Annotated in this window: 14 protein-coding genes and 1 riboswitch; of the genes, 8 read left to right on the forward strand and 6 right to left on the reverse strand. The window is 70.8% G+C overall.

The features are described 5' to 3' along the window. The first annotated feature begins 145 nt into the window (after positions 1-145). Together cdgB and N5I75_RS18685 are read left to right on the forward strand one after the other, a co-directional pair. On the forward strand, positions 146-1,879 hold the full coding sequence (cdgB, locus tag N5I75_RS18680) for a diguanylate cyclase CdgB (RefSeq protein ID WP_476678940.1): 1,734 nt from the start codon (positions 146-148) through the stop codon (positions 1,877-1,879). 111 nt (positions 1,880-1,990) lie between these two features. Continuing rightward, positions 1,991-2,983, forward strand: a complete 993-nt coding sequence (locus tag N5I75_RS18685; protein ID WP_476678942.1) for a carbohydrate-binding protein — start codon at positions 1,991-1,993, stop codon at positions 2,981-2,983. 15 nt (positions 2,984-2,998) lie between these two features. On the opposite strand, the gene N5I75_RS18690 is transcribed toward N5I75_RS18685, so the two are convergent. From N5I75_RS18690 to N5I75_RS18700, 3 genes are all read right to left on the reverse strand, one after another. Further along, on the reverse strand, positions 2,999-3,928 hold the full coding sequence (locus N5I75_RS18690; protein WP_476678944.1) for a 1-phosphofructokinase family hexose kinase: 930 nt from the start codon (positions 3,926-3,928) through the stop codon (positions 2,999-3,001). A gap of 169 nt (positions 3,929-4,097) precedes the next feature. Continuing rightward, positions 4,098-5,243: an N-acetylglucosamine-6-phosphate deacetylase gene (gene nagA / locus N5I75_RS18695; RefSeq protein ID WP_476678945.1), complete on the reverse strand. Its 1,146-nt coding sequence runs from the start codon at positions 5,241-5,243 to the stop codon at positions 4,098-4,100. Continuing rightward, positions 5,243-6,193: an ROK family protein gene (locus tag N5I75_RS18700; protein ID WP_476678947.1), complete on the reverse strand. Its 951-nt coding sequence runs from the start codon at positions 6,191-6,193 to the stop codon at positions 5,243-5,245. The genes nagA and N5I75_RS18700 overlap by 1 nt, the downstream gene beginning before the upstream one ends. Before the next feature lie 195 nt (positions 6,194-6,388). On the opposite strand from N5I75_RS18700, the gene N5I75_RS18705 reads away from it, so the two are divergent. The 3 genes from N5I75_RS18705 to otsB all read left to right on the forward strand — a co-directional run bounded on the left by N5I75_RS18705 (position 6,389) and on the right by otsB (position 8,873). Then, on the forward strand, positions 6,389-7,651 hold the full coding sequence (locus tag N5I75_RS18705) for an ABC transporter substrate-binding protein (RefSeq protein WP_476678948.1): 1,263 nt from the start codon (positions 6,389-6,391) through the stop codon (positions 7,649-7,651). 10 nt (positions 7,652-7,661) lie between these two features. Next, the gene (locus N5I75_RS18710; RefSeq protein ID WP_476678950.1) at positions 7,662-7,925 is read left to right on the forward strand and encodes a DUF3263 domain-containing protein; all 264 of its coding nucleotides are present in this window, start codon (positions 7,662-7,664) and stop codon (positions 7,923-7,925) included. A 72-nt stretch (positions 7,926-7,997) separates the two neighbouring features. Beyond that, complete coding sequence (otsB, locus tag N5I75_RS18715; RefSeq protein ID WP_476678951.1) at positions 7,998-8,873, forward strand: trehalose-phosphatase; 876 nt, start codon at positions 7,998-8,000, stop codon at positions 8,871-8,873. A 355-nt stretch (positions 8,874-9,228) separates the two neighbouring features. On the opposite strand, the gene N5I75_RS18720 is transcribed toward otsB, so the two are convergent. Genes N5I75_RS18720 through N5I75_RS18730 form a run of 3 tightly spaced genes read right to left on the reverse strand, consistent with a single transcriptional unit; the run spans position 9,229 to position 11,791 of the window. Then, a complete protein-coding gene (locus N5I75_RS18720) occupies positions 9,229-10,626 on the reverse strand; it encodes an alpha,alpha-trehalose-phosphate synthase (UDP-forming) (RefSeq protein WP_476678953.1) in 1,398 nt (465 codons plus the stop codon). 29 nt (positions 10,627-10,655) lie between these two features. Then, positions 10,656-10,805: a hypothetical protein gene (locus N5I75_RS18725; RefSeq protein WP_476678955.1), complete on the reverse strand. Its 150-nt coding sequence runs from the start codon at positions 10,803-10,805 to the stop codon at positions 10,656-10,658. A 38-nt stretch (positions 10,806-10,843) separates the two neighbouring features. Continuing rightward, on the reverse strand, positions 10,844-11,791 hold the full coding sequence (locus N5I75_RS18730; protein WP_476678957.1) for a glucosyl-3-phosphoglycerate synthase: 948 nt from the start codon (positions 11,789-11,791) through the stop codon (positions 10,844-10,846). A 157-nt stretch (positions 11,792-11,948) separates the two neighbouring features. After that, a riboswitch (SAM riboswitch) is annotated at positions 11,949-12,103 on the forward strand. Between the two features lie 18 nt (positions 12,104-12,121). Between N5I75_RS18730 and thrC the strand changes: the two genes are divergently transcribed. The 3 genes from thrC to N5I75_RS18745 all read left to right on the forward strand — a co-directional run bounded on the left by thrC (position 12,122) and on the right by N5I75_RS18745 (position 14,447). Continuing rightward, positions 12,122-13,444 (forward strand): threonine synthase, encoded by a 1,323-nt coding sequence (gene thrC / locus N5I75_RS18735; RefSeq protein WP_476678959.1) that lies wholly within the window; start codon positions 12,122-12,124, stop codon positions 13,442-13,444. A 95-nt stretch (positions 13,445-13,539) separates the two neighbouring features. After that, a complete protein-coding gene (locus N5I75_RS18740; RefSeq protein WP_164323599.1) occupies positions 13,540-13,815 on the forward strand; it encodes a MoaD/ThiS family protein in 276 nt (91 codons plus the stop codon). A 422-nt stretch (positions 13,816-14,237) separates the two neighbouring features. Next, positions 14,238-14,447, forward strand: a complete 210-nt coding sequence (locus N5I75_RS18745; protein WP_109445992.1) for a cold-shock protein — start codon at positions 14,238-14,240, stop codon at positions 14,445-14,447. Positions 14,448-14,508: the final 61 nt, after the last annotated feature.

Genomic DNA, 14,508 nt, shown 5'->3' on the forward strand with positions numbered 1-14,508 from the left:
ATATTTTGTTGACCCTGTGTACCGAGTGGGCAGCTCGCTGTGATTCAGTGGCGTGGACGCTGCGAGAGGAACGTGCCCCTGCACGTGCGCGTAGAGAGCCGATCAGAATTCTGGAGTGCTGTCGAGGTCTCGGGGAGAACTGAGCATGGAGACCGAGTCGGAGCCCTACGTCCGTCTTGCGACCCTGCATCAGCTGCATCAGGTGATGGCGGACATGAACACCGCCCGCAGCCTGGCCGACACCTTGCAGACGGTCGCCGACGGCGTCGTCACCGGGCTCGGTTACGAGCTGGCCTGCGTCAACCTCGTACGCCCGGACGGCGACCTGGTCGTCGCCGCGTTCGCCGGGAACTCCGCCGCGGAGGCGCTGATCACCGGCCGCGTCGGCTCCAAGGAGTCCTGGGAGCGCCGCCTGAACATGGGCGAGGCCTGGGGCGACCTGCGGTTCATCCCGTACACCGAGGGCTGGGTCCTCGACGAGGACGACGTGCCGCAATGGTTCACCGACGGGCCGCCGCCCCGCTTCGAGGACGAGTGGCACCCCTCCGACCGCCTCTTCGCCCCCATGTATGCGACGGGCGGCTCCGGCGGCGAACTGCTCGGCGTGATCTCCGTCGACCGCCCGCGCAACGGCCGCAGGCCCGGCGCCTGGGGCCGCGAGGCGCTGCAGATGTACGCGTTCCAAGCCGCCATCGCGATCAGCAACGCCCGTCTTCGGGCCAACATGCAGCGCGCCCTGGTCCGCCTGGAGCGGGAGCAGCAGGCGCTGCGGGCCAGTGAGGAATCCTTCCGCCAGGCCTTCGAGTACGCGCCTTCAGGCATGGCCGTCGCCGAGATGGGCGGTGATCAGCACGGGCTGATCCTGCGCACCAACGACGCGCTGTGCCGCCTCCTCGGCCGGCACTCCACCGCGATGCGCCGCTACTCCTTCGCCGACCTCGTGCACCCGGAGGACATAGGCACCCTGCTCCGCACCTCCGCCGAGGGCGGGCGGGCCGAGCTGCGGCTCGCGCGGCGCGACGGCAGCTACGTCTGGGTCAGCCTGCGCAACTCCGTCGTCGCCGACGCCACCGACGGGCCCCGCTTCCTGCTCACCCACGTCGAGGACATCGAGGAGCGCAAGCGCCGCGAGCTGGCGCTCGCCCACCGCGCCTCGCACGACTCCCTGACCGGCCTGCCGAACTCGGCGGAGCTGCGCTCGCGGCTCTCCGCCCGGCTCTGCCAGCGCCCGCTTGAGACCGGCAGGCCGAGCGCGATCGACTCGCTGGACGCCGCCTACGGCGATCACGGCCCGCACGGCCCTCATGCGACGCACGGGCACGACTTCGACTACGGAGCGATCGGTTCCGCCGGGTCCGGCGGGTCCGTCCCGGCCGTCCCGCACCAGTCCGGCCTCTACGACGGCTTCGAGAGCGACCACCACGTGCACCTGACGTCCCCCGACGGGCCGGACGGCTCCGGGACCGGCGTCGACGACGGCACCAAAGGCCTCGCCGTCCTCTTCTGCGACCTCGACGGCTTCAAGTCGATCAACGACCGGTTCGGGCACAACGCGGGCGACGCCGTCCTCATCGAGGTGGCCCGCAGGCTGACCAACGGCGTGCGGGACGGCGACACGGTCGCCCGGCTCGGCGGCGACGAGTTCGTGGTCCTCGCCGACGGGCTCGGCGCCGCCGACGCGCAGGATCTCGCCGTCAGGTTGCGGAACGCCATCATTCCGCCGATCCGCGTGGACGGCAGGGCGGTGCGCGTGGGGGCGAGTTTCGGCATCGGCTGGGCCCATTGCGGCATGACGGCCGAAGAAGTCCTCAGCTCGGCTGACCAGCGCATGTACGTGGAGAAAAGATCACGTGCGAAGCAGCACCGGCGGGCGGGCTGACCGGCGAGAACGGCTGATTCCACAGGTTTCGGTGAGGTCAAGGCCACGTCTTCGGGGTCCCCGCAGCGGGTACGCTCGCCCGGTAGGCAAACGCGTGAGGAGTGATCAGGGATGGCGCCCGGCAACAACGGCGCGAGCACCACGCCCGAGGACGACGATCCGTTCGGCTATCTGTACGCCGACGGACAGGCGGCCGGGGCGACCCCGCCCAGCGGTGGGGGCGGTTACGGCTACCCGCACACCCGCTCCTCGCACCACCACGTCCGCGCGGTCGGTGAGCGCCAGTACGGGCAGCAGCAGGTGCCGCAGCAACAGCAACAGCAACAGCATCAGCAGCAGACAGCCGCGTACCAGCAGCCCAACGCCTACAACCAGCCGAACGCCTACTACCAGGCACCGGAGACGCTGCCCGGCGGTGGCGCGCCCTCGCAGCCGGGTCCGCCGCAGGCCGGGCGCGGCGGTGGCGGCCGGGGCCGCGGCCCCAACACCAAGGCGCTGCTGATCGGCGCGGTCGCCGTGGTGGCGGCCGTCGTCATCGGCATCGGCATCGCCATGCTGAGCAACGGCTCGGACGACGACAAGAAGAACGACGCGGGCAGCACCCCGTCCGCGGACTCGCAGACGGTGGAGCCGAGCGCGACGCCGTCGAAGTCGGCCACGGCCGAGGAGCCGGCCGATCTGCCGAAGACCGACGCGAAGGCGCTGAAGCTGGACGGCGGCACGACGACGGCGTCCGACGTGCAGGGCGCGAAGGCGGCCGGCGGGGTCTATGTCGCGGGGTTCAACAAGGTCGGCGCGAGCGTGACCTGGACCGTCAACGACATCCCGAAGGACGGCCAGTACCGGCTGTACGTGAACTACGGCGTGCCCGGCAAGGACTCCGACGCCACGATCAACGTGAACGGCACGAAGCAGACCCGGCCGCTCAACATGACGAACTTCGCCCACGCCAAGGAAGGCGACTGGGAGAAGGGCTGGACCAACACGTGGGCGATAGTCCAGCTCACGAAGGGGACGAACGCGATCAGCGTCTCCTGCGAAGCGGGCAACAAGTGCGACGCCAACATCGATCAGATGTGGCTCACGACCAACCCTCCCAGCTGAGTTCCCCGTGACGGATCAGGCCGCGCTGGCCTGGTCCGTCACGCGTACCTCGTGCACAAGGCGCTCGTAGGTCGGGCCGTCGAACTCGCCCGCCACCGGGGCCACCACCGTCGCCGCCGACAGCGCGACCGCGCGGGCGAGCCGCTGCGGCCACGGCAGGTGCTCGACACAGCCGGAGATCAGGCCCGCGACCGCCGAGTCGCCCGCGCCCGTCGGATTGCCGCTGAGCCGGTCGGGGGCGGGTGCCTGCCAGGAGCCGTCCGGGGTGAGCGCGCGCAGCCCCTCCGCGCCGAGCGAGGCGACGACGGCGTGCGCGCCGCGTCTGCGGGCGTCCTTCATGGCCTGCGCCGGTTCGTGGCTGCCGGTCAGCTCGGCCAGCTCGTCCGCGTTCGGCTTGACGATGTCGGGGCGGGCCGCGATGCCGCGCCGCAGGGGTTCGCCGCTGGTGTCCAGGAGTACGGGCACGGAGGCGGAGCGGGCCGCGCGGATCAGGGTCGCGTAGGCGTTCACCGGGACGCCGGGCGGCAGGCTGCCGCACAGGGCCACCGCCGAGGCCGAGCCGAGCAGGTCCTCGTACGCCTCCTGGAAGGCGGTCCACTCGGCGGAGGAGATGAGCGGGCCCGGCTCGTTGAGCTGGGTCGTGTCGCCGCTCGCCGCGTCGACGACCGCGATCGTGCGGCGGGTCGGGCCGCTGACGGGGACGAGGGCGTCCCGGATGCCGTCGGCGCCGAGCAACTGCTCCTGAAGGGTGCGTCCCGTGGCGCCCCCGGCGAACCCCGTGACCGTCACCTCGTGGCCGAGGGCGGCGAGCACCCGGGCCACGTTGAGCCCCTTGCCGCCGGGGCGTTCGGTGACCTCGCGGACGCGGTGCGAGGCGTGCGGGCGCAGGGCGTCGACCCGGTGGGTGATGTCGAGCGCGGTGTTCAAGGTGACTGTGAGGATCACAGGACCTCCCCCCAGTGGAAAGGACGCGTGGAGACGCGGTGCGGGCGCGACCGGCACGCGTACGTACGGTGTCGCTTTCAGTTACGGGGGTTGATCATGCCAAAGTCAAGGCGGTTGGCCCAGTCCGCGGACCAACCGCCCTCTTTCCCGGCCCAGTTGAGGGTCGGCTTCAGCCCAGTTGGGGAGCGACGATCCACTCGCCCTTGCGCATGACGCCCTTGAGGTCGAACGCGGCGTCCAGGACGACGAGATCGGCGTCCTTGCCGGGCTCCAGGGAGCCCACCTTGTCGTCGATGCCGAGGAGCCGGGCCGGGTTGGCGGAGATCGCCCGGACGACGTCGTCGACCGCGATCCTGTCGATGGTCACGGCCCGCTTGAACGCGCGGTCCAGGGTCAGGGTCGAGCCCGCGATGGAGCCGCCCTCGACGAGCCGCGCCACGCTGTCCTTCACCTCGACCTCCATCGGGCCGAGCATGTAGCGGCCGTCGCCGAAGCCCGCCGCGTCCATCGCGTCGGTGATGAAGGCGACGCGCTCACCGCCCTTGTGGTGGAAGGCGAGTTCGAGCGCGGCCGGGTGCAGATGCGTGCCGTCGTTGATCAGCTCGACGGTGATCCGCTCGTCCTCCAGGAGCGCGGCGATCGGGCCCGGCGCGCGGTGGCCGAGGGCGGGCATCGCGTTGAAGAGGTGCGTGGCGACGGTGGCGCCCGCGTCGATGGCCTCCGCCGTCTGCTCGTACGTGGCGTCGGTGTGGCCGATCGCGGCGATCACGCCCTGTTCGGCCAGAAGGCGTACGGAGTCGATGCCGCCGGGCAGTTCGGTGGCGAGGGTGACCATCTTGGCCTTGCCGCGCGCCGCGTCGATCAGCTTGCGGACCTCGGCCGGGTCGGGGTCGCGGAGCAGCGTCTCGTCGTGGGCGCCCTTGCGGCACGGCGAGATGAACGGGCCCTCGAAGTGGATGCCCGCGATCTCGCCCTGCTCGGCCAGCTCCGAGAGCAGGCCCGCGCGCTGGACGAGGAAGTCGCTCTCACCGGTCACGAACGAGGTGACGACCGTCGTGGTGCCGTGCAGGCGGTGGGTGTGGACGCCCTTGAGGATCTCCTCGACGGTGCCGGAGGTGAAGGACGCGCCGCCACCGCCGTGGTTGTGCATGTCGACGAAGCCGGGCACCACCCAGTGGCCGGAGAGATCGACGCGCTCGGCGTCCGCGGGAGCGCTCCCCACGATCCGCTTGCCGTCGACGATGACGCGTCCGTCGGTGACGGTCCCGGTGGGCAGTACCACCCGGGCACCGGCGAGCACCTTTGCTGTGGCCATCAGGCGGTTACCTCCGCGCTATCGGTGGATGGGTTTCGGAGCAGGTCCCAGGCGAGCAGACCCGCGCCCAGGCAGCCGGCGGTGTCCCCGAGGACGGCCGGGACGATCGTGGGCCTGGCCTGGAACGTGACGCGCTCCGCGACCGCCGCCCGCAGGGGCGTGAACAACGTTTCCCCGGCCTCGGCGAGACCGCCACCGACGATCATGGTGCGGGGGTCCAGGAGAGTGAGCGCCATGACGAGCCCGTCCGCGAGCGCGTCCACGGCGTCCTGCCACACCTTGACGGCGATCGGGTCCCCGGCGTCGACCGCGCGGGCGCAGTCCGCCGCCGTGGCCGTCTCGTCGCCGCTCGCCGCCTGCCAGGCCAGGGTGACGGCGGACGCGGAGGCGTACCGCTCCAGGCAGCCGCGCTGGCCGCAGCCGCAGGGCACACCGCCAGGCCGTACGACGACATGGCCGATCTCCCCGGCCGAGCCGTGCGCGCCGGGCTCAATCCGGCCGTCGATGCCGATGGCCCCGGCGATCCCGGTGCCGAGCGGCATGAACAGGAACCGGTCGGCGTCCTTGCCCGCGCCGAGGCGGCCCTCGCCGAGCCCGCCGGTGCGCACGTCATGGCCGAGGGCGACGGGGATCGCGCCGAGCCGCTCGCTCAGCAGGGCCCGCATCGGCACGTCCCGCCAGCCGAGGTTGGCGGCGAACACCGCGATGCCGTCCTTCTCGTCGACGACACCCGGCACGGCGACACCGGCGGCCACGGCGGGCTCGCCGAAGTGCTTCTCGCCGTACGCGCGCAGGTCGGCGGCGAAGCCGAGTATCGACTCGACGACCGCGTCGGGGCCGCGCTCGCGCAGGGTCGCCCGGCGCGCCTGGTGCAGCAGCGTGCCGTCCGCCCCGACCAGGGCGGCTTTCATCCCGGTGCCGCCCACGTCCAGGGCGATGACATGTTCCACGGGGCACAGTGTCGCGCGAACACCCTTGAGAGGTCTAGTCCATTCGCACGATCTTGCGCGCGAACGGCCCTGTTTTCCGACCCGGGCGCGGGGTGGTGTAGACCTTATGTTCGACTCCGGGCGACCCCCGGCGACGGAACGTACGAGATCACACGTGACACACGGCGTGACACACATACGAGGGTGGGAACAGCGGTGCAGCGGTACATCACCGGTCTGACGGCGGCAGCGGTCGCACTCGGCATGGCGGGCACGCTCACCGCCTGCGGCGGCTCCGGCTCGGGCGACGTCACCCTGAAGCTCGTCGCCGCCGACTACGGCGACTCCAAGGCGAACAGCAGCCAGAAGTACTGGGACAAGCTGGCCGCCGCCTACGAGAAGGACCACCCGAACACCAAGGTCGACGTCGACGTCTACTCCTGGAACGACGTCGACGCCAAGGTCAAGGCCATGGTCGACGCGGGCCACGCCCCCGACCTGGCACAGATAGGCGCCTACGCCGACTACGCCGCCGCCGGCAAGCTCTACCCGGTCAGCGAGCTGCTCAACGTGCCCACCCAGGCCGACTACCTGCCCCAGCTCGCCGACGCGGGCAAGGTCGACAGCATCCAGTACGGGATGCCGTTCGCCTCCTCCACGCGCCTGCTCTTCTACAACAAGAAGCTCTTCAAGGACGCCGGCCTCACCCCGCCGACCACCTGGAACGAGCTGGAGGCCGACGCCAAGGCGCTCAAGGCGAAGGGCGTGAAGTACCCCTACGCGCTGCCCCTCGGCCGCGAGGAGGCCCAGGCCGAGACCATGATCTGGATGCTGAGCGGCGGTGACGGCTACACCGATGACGTCGGCACGTACACCATCGACTCCAAGCAGAACGTCGCCACGTTCGACTGGCTGAAGAACGACCTCGTCGGCAAGGGCCTCACCGGGCCCACCGCGCCCGGGAGCCTCAACCGGGCCGGTGCCTTCGCCGCGTTCGCCAAGGGCGAGGTCGGCATGCTCAACGGCCACCCCACGCTGATGCGGATGGCCGCCGCGCAGGGCGTCGACTACGGCACCGTGCCGCTGCCCGGACCCGACGGGCGGGCCGCGTCCACCATGGGCGTCGCCGACTGGATGATGGCGTTCAAGCAGAACGGCCACCGCAAGGAGGTCGGCGACTTCCTCAACTACGTCTACAGCGAGAAGAACGTCCTCGACTTCTCCCGCGAGTACGACCTCCTGCCCGTCACCAGGAGCGCCTCCGAGACGATGTCCGCCGCCGACCGGGACAAGAAGCTCTGGCCGTTCCTGGAGAGCCTCACCAGCGCCGAGATCTACCCCGTCGGCAAGACGTCCTGGGCGTCCGTCAGCGCCGAGATCAAGGACCAGATCGGCACGGCCGTCTCGCCGAACAACAGCGCGGGTGCCGTCCTCGGCCGGATCCAGAACCAGGCGGCGGCGGCCGAGGCCGCCGAGTAGCGTGACGGGCATGGACGCTTCCGGCTCCTCCGACCCCTCCGGCTCCTCTGGCTCTCTTGGTGAACGCGAGCGGGCCGTGCTCGCGTTCGAGGGGCGCGGCTGGGAGACGCCCGGCGCGAAGGAGCGCGCGATCCGTGAGGAGCTGGACCTCGCGCCGGTCCGCTACTACCAGCTCCTCAACGCGCTCCTCGACGATCCGCGGGCGCTCGAACTGGCGCCGGTGACGGTGAACAGGCTGCGGCGGGTGCGGGAGAGCCGGCGGCGCGAGCGCTGAGCCCTCCGGGCGGGGTGCGGGTGTGTCGCCGGGCCGCGATTAGCGCGGCCCCCTGTGGATAAAGTCGATCGCATGGGCAGCCATCACACGGACGACCACCGGGACGATCACTGGGACGACCTTCCCACCCCTTCCACCGCCGCCGGGCGGGACGGGCTCGCGGCCATCGTGGCGCGGCCCGGGCGGAGTGTCATCGCCGTCGACTTCGACGGGACGCTGGCGCCCATCGTCGCCGACCCCGAGCAGGCCCGGGCCCACCCCGACGCGGTGCCCGCACTTGCCGCGCTCGCGCCCCGGGTGCTTTCCGTGGCCGTCGTCACGGGGCGGCCGGCGGGCGTCGCGGTCCGCCACGGGGGGTTCGCGGGCGTACCCGGCCTGGAGCACCTCGTCGTGCTCGGGCACTACGGGGCGGAGCGGTGGGACGCGGTGACCGGCACGGTCCGCGCGCCCGCGCCGCATCCCGGGGTGGCGGCCGTCCGCTCGGAGCTGCCAGGGGTGCTGCACGAGGCCGGTCTCTGGCACGACACGTACGTCGAGGAGAAGGGGCGGGCGGTCGCGGTCCACACGCGCCGGGCGGCGGATCCGCAGGGTGCGTTCGACGCGCTGCGGGCGCCTCTTACGGCGCTGGCGGCGCGCCACGGCCTGGTGGTCGAGCCCGGCCGGATGGTGCTGGAGCTGCGCCCGCCGGGGGTCGACAAGGGTGTGGCCCTGACGGAGTACGTGCGTGAGGTGGGCGCCGAAGCGGTGCTGTACGCGGGCGACGACCTCGGTGACCTCCCGGCTTTCGCGGCGGTCGAGAAACTCCGCCTGGACGGGGTCCCGGGAGTCCTGGTCTGCAGCGGCAGCGCGGAGGTCCCGGAGCTGTCGGACAGAGCGGACCTGGTCGTCCCCGGCCCGGCCCAGGTGGCATCCCTGCTGTCCCAGCTGGCCCGGAGAGTGGCGCACTGACCTCCAGGCCACACGCGCGTCGTGGCTGCTCGCGCAGTTCCCCGCGCCCCTGAGCGTCTGCCCCGTCCGCACCTGCCCAGGGCGCACGCTTCGTCGTGGTTGCTCGCGCAGTTCCCCGCGCCCCTGAGGCATGCGGCTCCGCCGCAGCCCCATGGGGCGCGCGCGTCTCACACGCGCCTCTCTGAGATGGCGCACGCAGTGCGCATCTCAGGGGCGCGGGGAACTGCGCGACCAGCCACGACGGTGCCGCAGTCGTGAACGGTGGGGAATGGCGCACGCAGTGCGCGTTCCAGGGGCGCGGGGAACTGCGCGACCAGCCACGACGTGACCCGCACCCGGCAACGGGACCCGGCGTTCAGTCCCGCAGGGCTGACAGCTGGTCCAGGAACCAGGCCCCGGGGGGTAGCGCCGTGCCCGCCGCGGACAAGCGTTTCGTGCGTTCCGCCCGTTCGTCGGGCGACATCGCGAGCGCCGAGGCCAGGGCCTCACACGTCCCGCTCACGTCATACGGGTTCACGACAAGCGCGTCATCGCCCAGCTCCTCGTACGCCCCCGCCTCCCGCGACAGCACCAGCACGCAGCCCTCGTCGGAGACGACCGGCACCTCCTTCGCCACCAGGTTCATGCCGTCGCGGATCGGGTTGACCAACGCCACGTCCGCGAGGCGATACGCCGCCAGCGACCTCGCGAAGTCGTCCTTCACGTGGAGGACGACCGGCGTCCAGCCAGGCGTGCCGAAGCGCTCGTTGATGGACTCCGCGACCCGCGACACCTCGGCGGTGTAGTCCCGGTACACGGCGAGATCCTGCCGCGAGGGATACGCGAAGGCGACGTGGACGACCTTTTCGTGCAACTCGGGCCGGGTCTCCAACAGCAACTCGTACGCCCGCAGCCCCCGCACGATGTTCTTCGACAGCTCCGTACGGTCCACCCGGACGATGACCTTGCGGTCCGGGCCCACCTGTTCCCGCAGCGCGGCGAGCCGCTCGTCGACGTCGGGACGACCCGCCCGCTCCCGGAGGAAGTCCGCGTCGGCGCCCAGCCCGTGCACCCCGATCCGCGTGCCGGACGTACCCCCGAGGATGCGCGTAGCGCAGTCGGTGAAGGCGTCCGCCCAGCGCCGGGTCAGGAAGCCGAGCCGGTCCGCGCCGAGCATGCCTTGCAGGATCTTCTCGGCGATGTCGTCGGGGAGCATCCGGAAGTAGTCGACGGGCGCCCAGGGCGTGTGGGAGAAGTGCCCGATGCGCAGGTCGTCGCGGAGTTCGCGGAGCATCCCGGGGACGAGCGTGAGGTGGTAGTCCTGCACGACGACGGTCGCCCCGGGCGCGGCCTCCTCGGCGAGCGCTTCGGCGAAGGCCCGGTTGTACGCCTCGTAGGAGGCCCACTGGCGCCGGAACTCCGGGCCGAACGACGGCTCGAGAGGCGTCTGGTACAGCATGTGGTGCACGAACCACAGCACGGAGTTGGCGACGCCGTTGTACGCCTCCGCGTGCACCTCCGCGTCGATGTCCAGCATGCGCACGCCGGGCTCGGACACGCCGCGCCGCACGGCCTCCCGGTCGCCGTCGGTGAGGGCCGAGCAGACCCACAGCTTGTCCTCGACGACGCTGAGCGCGGAGACCAGTCCGCCGCCGCCGCGTTTCGCCTCGATCCCCGCCCCGCCGGCGCCGTCGGCACCGTCCTTCAGGACGTACGAGACGGGGCCGCGGTTGGACGCGACGAGAACCTCAGCAGCACCTTGCGTGGAAGCCATAGGGGCACGCTAGCCCGGTCGGAGGGGGTTCAAACGCGCCGACGGCTGCGTGCCGCCGCGAGGGCGAGCGCGCCGAGGACACAGAGCGCGATGGCGAGCCCGCCGTACAGCCACAGCCGTGGATGGTCGGAGCCGGTCGCGGCGAGCGCCGCCCATTCCGCGCGATGAGTGAGCCACATAGGGGGCAATCTAGACAGAAAGCATGATTAACCCACGTCTATGCCACGCGACGCTCCGCATACTCACCGATCTCGGCCATCGGTGGCCGCTCCACCGTGTCCACGGCGTACGTCCGCGGCACGAAGCCGCCCTCGCCCCGCTCGAACTGGGTGAGCTCCGGCCGCACCAGATGGCCGCGCGCGAGCCGGAGCTGGGCCGTGCGGTAGATCGCCGCCGCCATCCGGCCGAGCGCGAGGCCGTCCTGGTGGCGGTGTTTGCGCACCCCCACGTCGACCTGGGCGAGCGCGTCCAGGCCGACGGTGTGCAGCGCGTCGACGAGCAGCCCGAGCTCGACCCCGTACCCGACCGGGAACGGCAGGCGTTCGAGGAGCGACCTGCGCGCCGCGTACTCACCGCCGAGCGGCTGGACGAAACCGGCCAGGCGCGGCCAGTGCAGGTTGAGGATCGGGCGCGCCATCAGCTCGGTGACCCGGCCGCCCTGCCCGGCCGCCTCGCCGAGCGGGCGGTCGTACATCGCCTTGACGAAGCTGACGCCCGGGTCGGTCAGGAGCGGGCCGACGATCCCGGAGACGAAGTCCGCCGAGAACTCCTTCAGGTCGGCGTCGACGTAGCAGACGATGTCGCCGCTCGTGACGTACAGGGAGCGCCACAGCACCTCGCCCTTGCCCGGCTTGGCCGGGATGCGCGGCAGGATCGTGTCCCGGTGCACGACGCGCGCCCCGGCCGCCGCCGCGACCTCGGCGGTGCGGTCCGTGGAGCCGGAGTCCAGGACCACGAGATCGTCGACGAGCGGCACCTCCTCCGTCATCAGCTCGCGCCGGATGACGGTGGCGATCTGGCCGACCGTCGCCTCCTCGTCGAGCGCGGGCAGCACGACGCTCACCGTCTGGCCGGACGCGCGCTTCGCCGCGACCAGCTGGTGCGGCGGGCGGTCGGCCACCGACCAGGAGCGCTGCTCAAGCCAGCGTTCGACTTCTTCCAGCACGGTCTGTGGCTCCTCACGGGGGTCATCGATGTGATCCATCTCGCGGTGCGGACGACTATCTCAAGCGTCCGTGCCTTCGGTTACAGTCTTGAACAAGGCCGGTGACCATCGCATGCCGGGGTCGCCGCCGACACAACTGCCACAAACAACCGAATACCGCTCATCCAGAGGGGCAGAGGGATACGGCCCGTTGAAGCCCCGGCAACCCTCCAGCCGGTCTCGTACGCACACCGCAGTGCGCTCGCGAGGCTCCCGGCTAGGGAAGGTGCCAAATCCGTCTCGCGGCGAGATGCGTCGCGAGGAAGATGAGGAGAAAGGGCCTCGCCTCTCATGGCTGTACAGACTGTCGCCACCACGGACGCCACCGCCGCCGTGGACACCACCGCCGCCAAGGCCGTCGATCTCGGCCCCGCTTCCGGGCTCTCCTGCCGCGAGTGCGGCACCACTTTCGACCTTGGCCCCATCTTCGCCTGTGCCGAGTGTTTCGGCCCGCTGGAAGTCGCGTACGACCTTCCCGTCGGCGACCCCGAGGCGCTCCGCAAGCAGATCGAGGCGGGCCCGGCCAACGTGTGGCGCTACGCCCCGCTGCTGCCCGTCCCGGCCGACGTCGCCGAGAAGCCGAACCTGAACCCCGGCTGGACCAAGCTCGTCAAGGCCGACAACCTCGCCCGCGAACTCGGCGTCGAGCAGGGCAAGTTGTTCGTCAAGGACGACTCCGGCAACCCCACGCACTCCTTCAAGGACCGCGTCGTCGCCCAGGCCATCGAGGCCGCGCGGGCCTTCGGCTTCACCACCCTCTCCTGCTCCTCCACCGGCAACCTGGCCGGCGCCGTCGGCGCCGCCGCCGCCCGCGCCGGCTTCCGGTCCTGCGTGTTCATCCCGCACGACCTGGAGCAGGGCAAGGTCGTCATGGCCGGTGTCTACGGCGGTGACCTCGTCGCCATCGAGGGCAACTACGACGACGTGAACCGCTTCTGCTCCGAGCTGATCGGCGACCCGCTGGGCGAGGGCTGGGGCTTCGTCAACGTGAACCTGCGCCCGTACTACGGCGAGGGCTCCAAGACGCTGGCCTACGAGATCTGCGAGCAGCTCGGCTGGCGACTGCCGGACCAGCTCGTCATCCCGATCGCCTCCGGATCGCAGTTCACGAAGATCGACAAGGGGCTGCAGGAGCTGATCAAGCTCGGGCTCGTCGAGGACAAGCCGTACAAGCTGTTCGGTGCGCAGGCCGAGGGGTGCTCGCCGGTCTCCGTCGCGTACAAGGGCGGGCACGACGTCGTCCGGCCGCAGAAGCCGAACACCATCGCCAAGTCGCTCGCCATCGGCAACCCGGCCGACGGTCCGTACGTGCTCGACATCGCGCGCCGCACCGGGGGTGCCGTGGAGGACGTCGACGACGAGCAGGTCGTCGAGGCGATCAAGCTGCTTGCGCAGACGGAGGGGATCTTCGCGGAGACCGCCGGCGGGGTGACGGTCGGGGTCACCAAGAAGCTGATCGAGGCGGGGCTCATCGATCCGGCTCTCACGACTGTTGTGCTGAACACCGGTGACGGGCTCAAGACGCTTGACGCTGTCGCTGAGACTTCGCAGGCCACCGCGACCATCAAGCCGTCTCTTGAGGCGTTCCGGGACGCTGGGCTCGCCGCCGAGTAGGTTTCCCCTCCCCGCCCCTTCCCGTAACCGGGGGCTCTGCCCCCGGACCCCCGCTCCTCAATCGCCGGAGGGGCTGACTAGTGCTGAGGTGAGTTGTGAGCGTCAACGTTCGGATTCCTACCATTCTGCGTACCTATACCGGTGGGCAGGCCGAGGTCGCCGCCGAGGGCGGCACCCTCGGTGAGGTCATCGCCGATCTCGAGAAGAACCACACCGGGATCGCCGCCCGGGTCCTCGACGATCAGGGCAAGCTGCGCCGGTTCGTCAACGTCTACGTCAATGACGATGACGTCCGCTTCGAGCAGGGTCTGGAGACCGCCACGCCGGACGGCGCGGGCGTGTCGATCATTCCCGCCGTCGCCGGCGGCTGAGCGAACGCTGAGTTACCCCTGTTGCCCCCTCCGCGAGAGAAACGGAGGGGGCAATTCTGCTTGGTTGAGCGCGGTACAGTTGGGGAAGTCGCTTCCTTTCCCCGCCTGGTGCATGACGGGCGCATATGAGTTTCCGCTCGGGACGCGACAAGAAGCAGCCAAAGTGTCCAGCCCCTTCGAGCCTTTTATGGCATTTGCCTGGCCCGAGTTGCCCTGAGATCCGGTGAGTTGGCCCGGTTTCCCCGTTCGAGGGTGCCCAGATTTCTCGTCCGATTGACCTGTTGCAGACGGCAGTTGGGCAGATACATTCAGCCGCGGTCGACGCGTTCCGGCGCACACCCCCACCCATTGGGGAGGGTGAGGTCTGACCCGGATCCGCGAAGTGCGGGTCTGTGCAAGGGCCAGTAATAGGGGAGTTAGGCATGGCTCAGGGCACCGTCAAGTGGTTCAACGCGGAGAAGGGGTACGGCTTCATCGCGGTCGACGGTGGTGCGGATGTATTCGTCCACTACAGCGCGATTCAGATGGACGGCTACCGCACCCTCGAAGAGGGTCAGCGAGTGGAATTCGAGATCTCGCAGGGCCAGAAGGGGCCGCAGGCAGACATGGTCCGCCTGGCCGCCGCCGGCTGAAGCGCGTCGCGACTGACAGGCTTCGTACGAGACGAAGGGTCCGCGTTCCCCGAGGGGGCGC

The organism is Streptomyces sp. R818 (assembly GCF_056172735.1).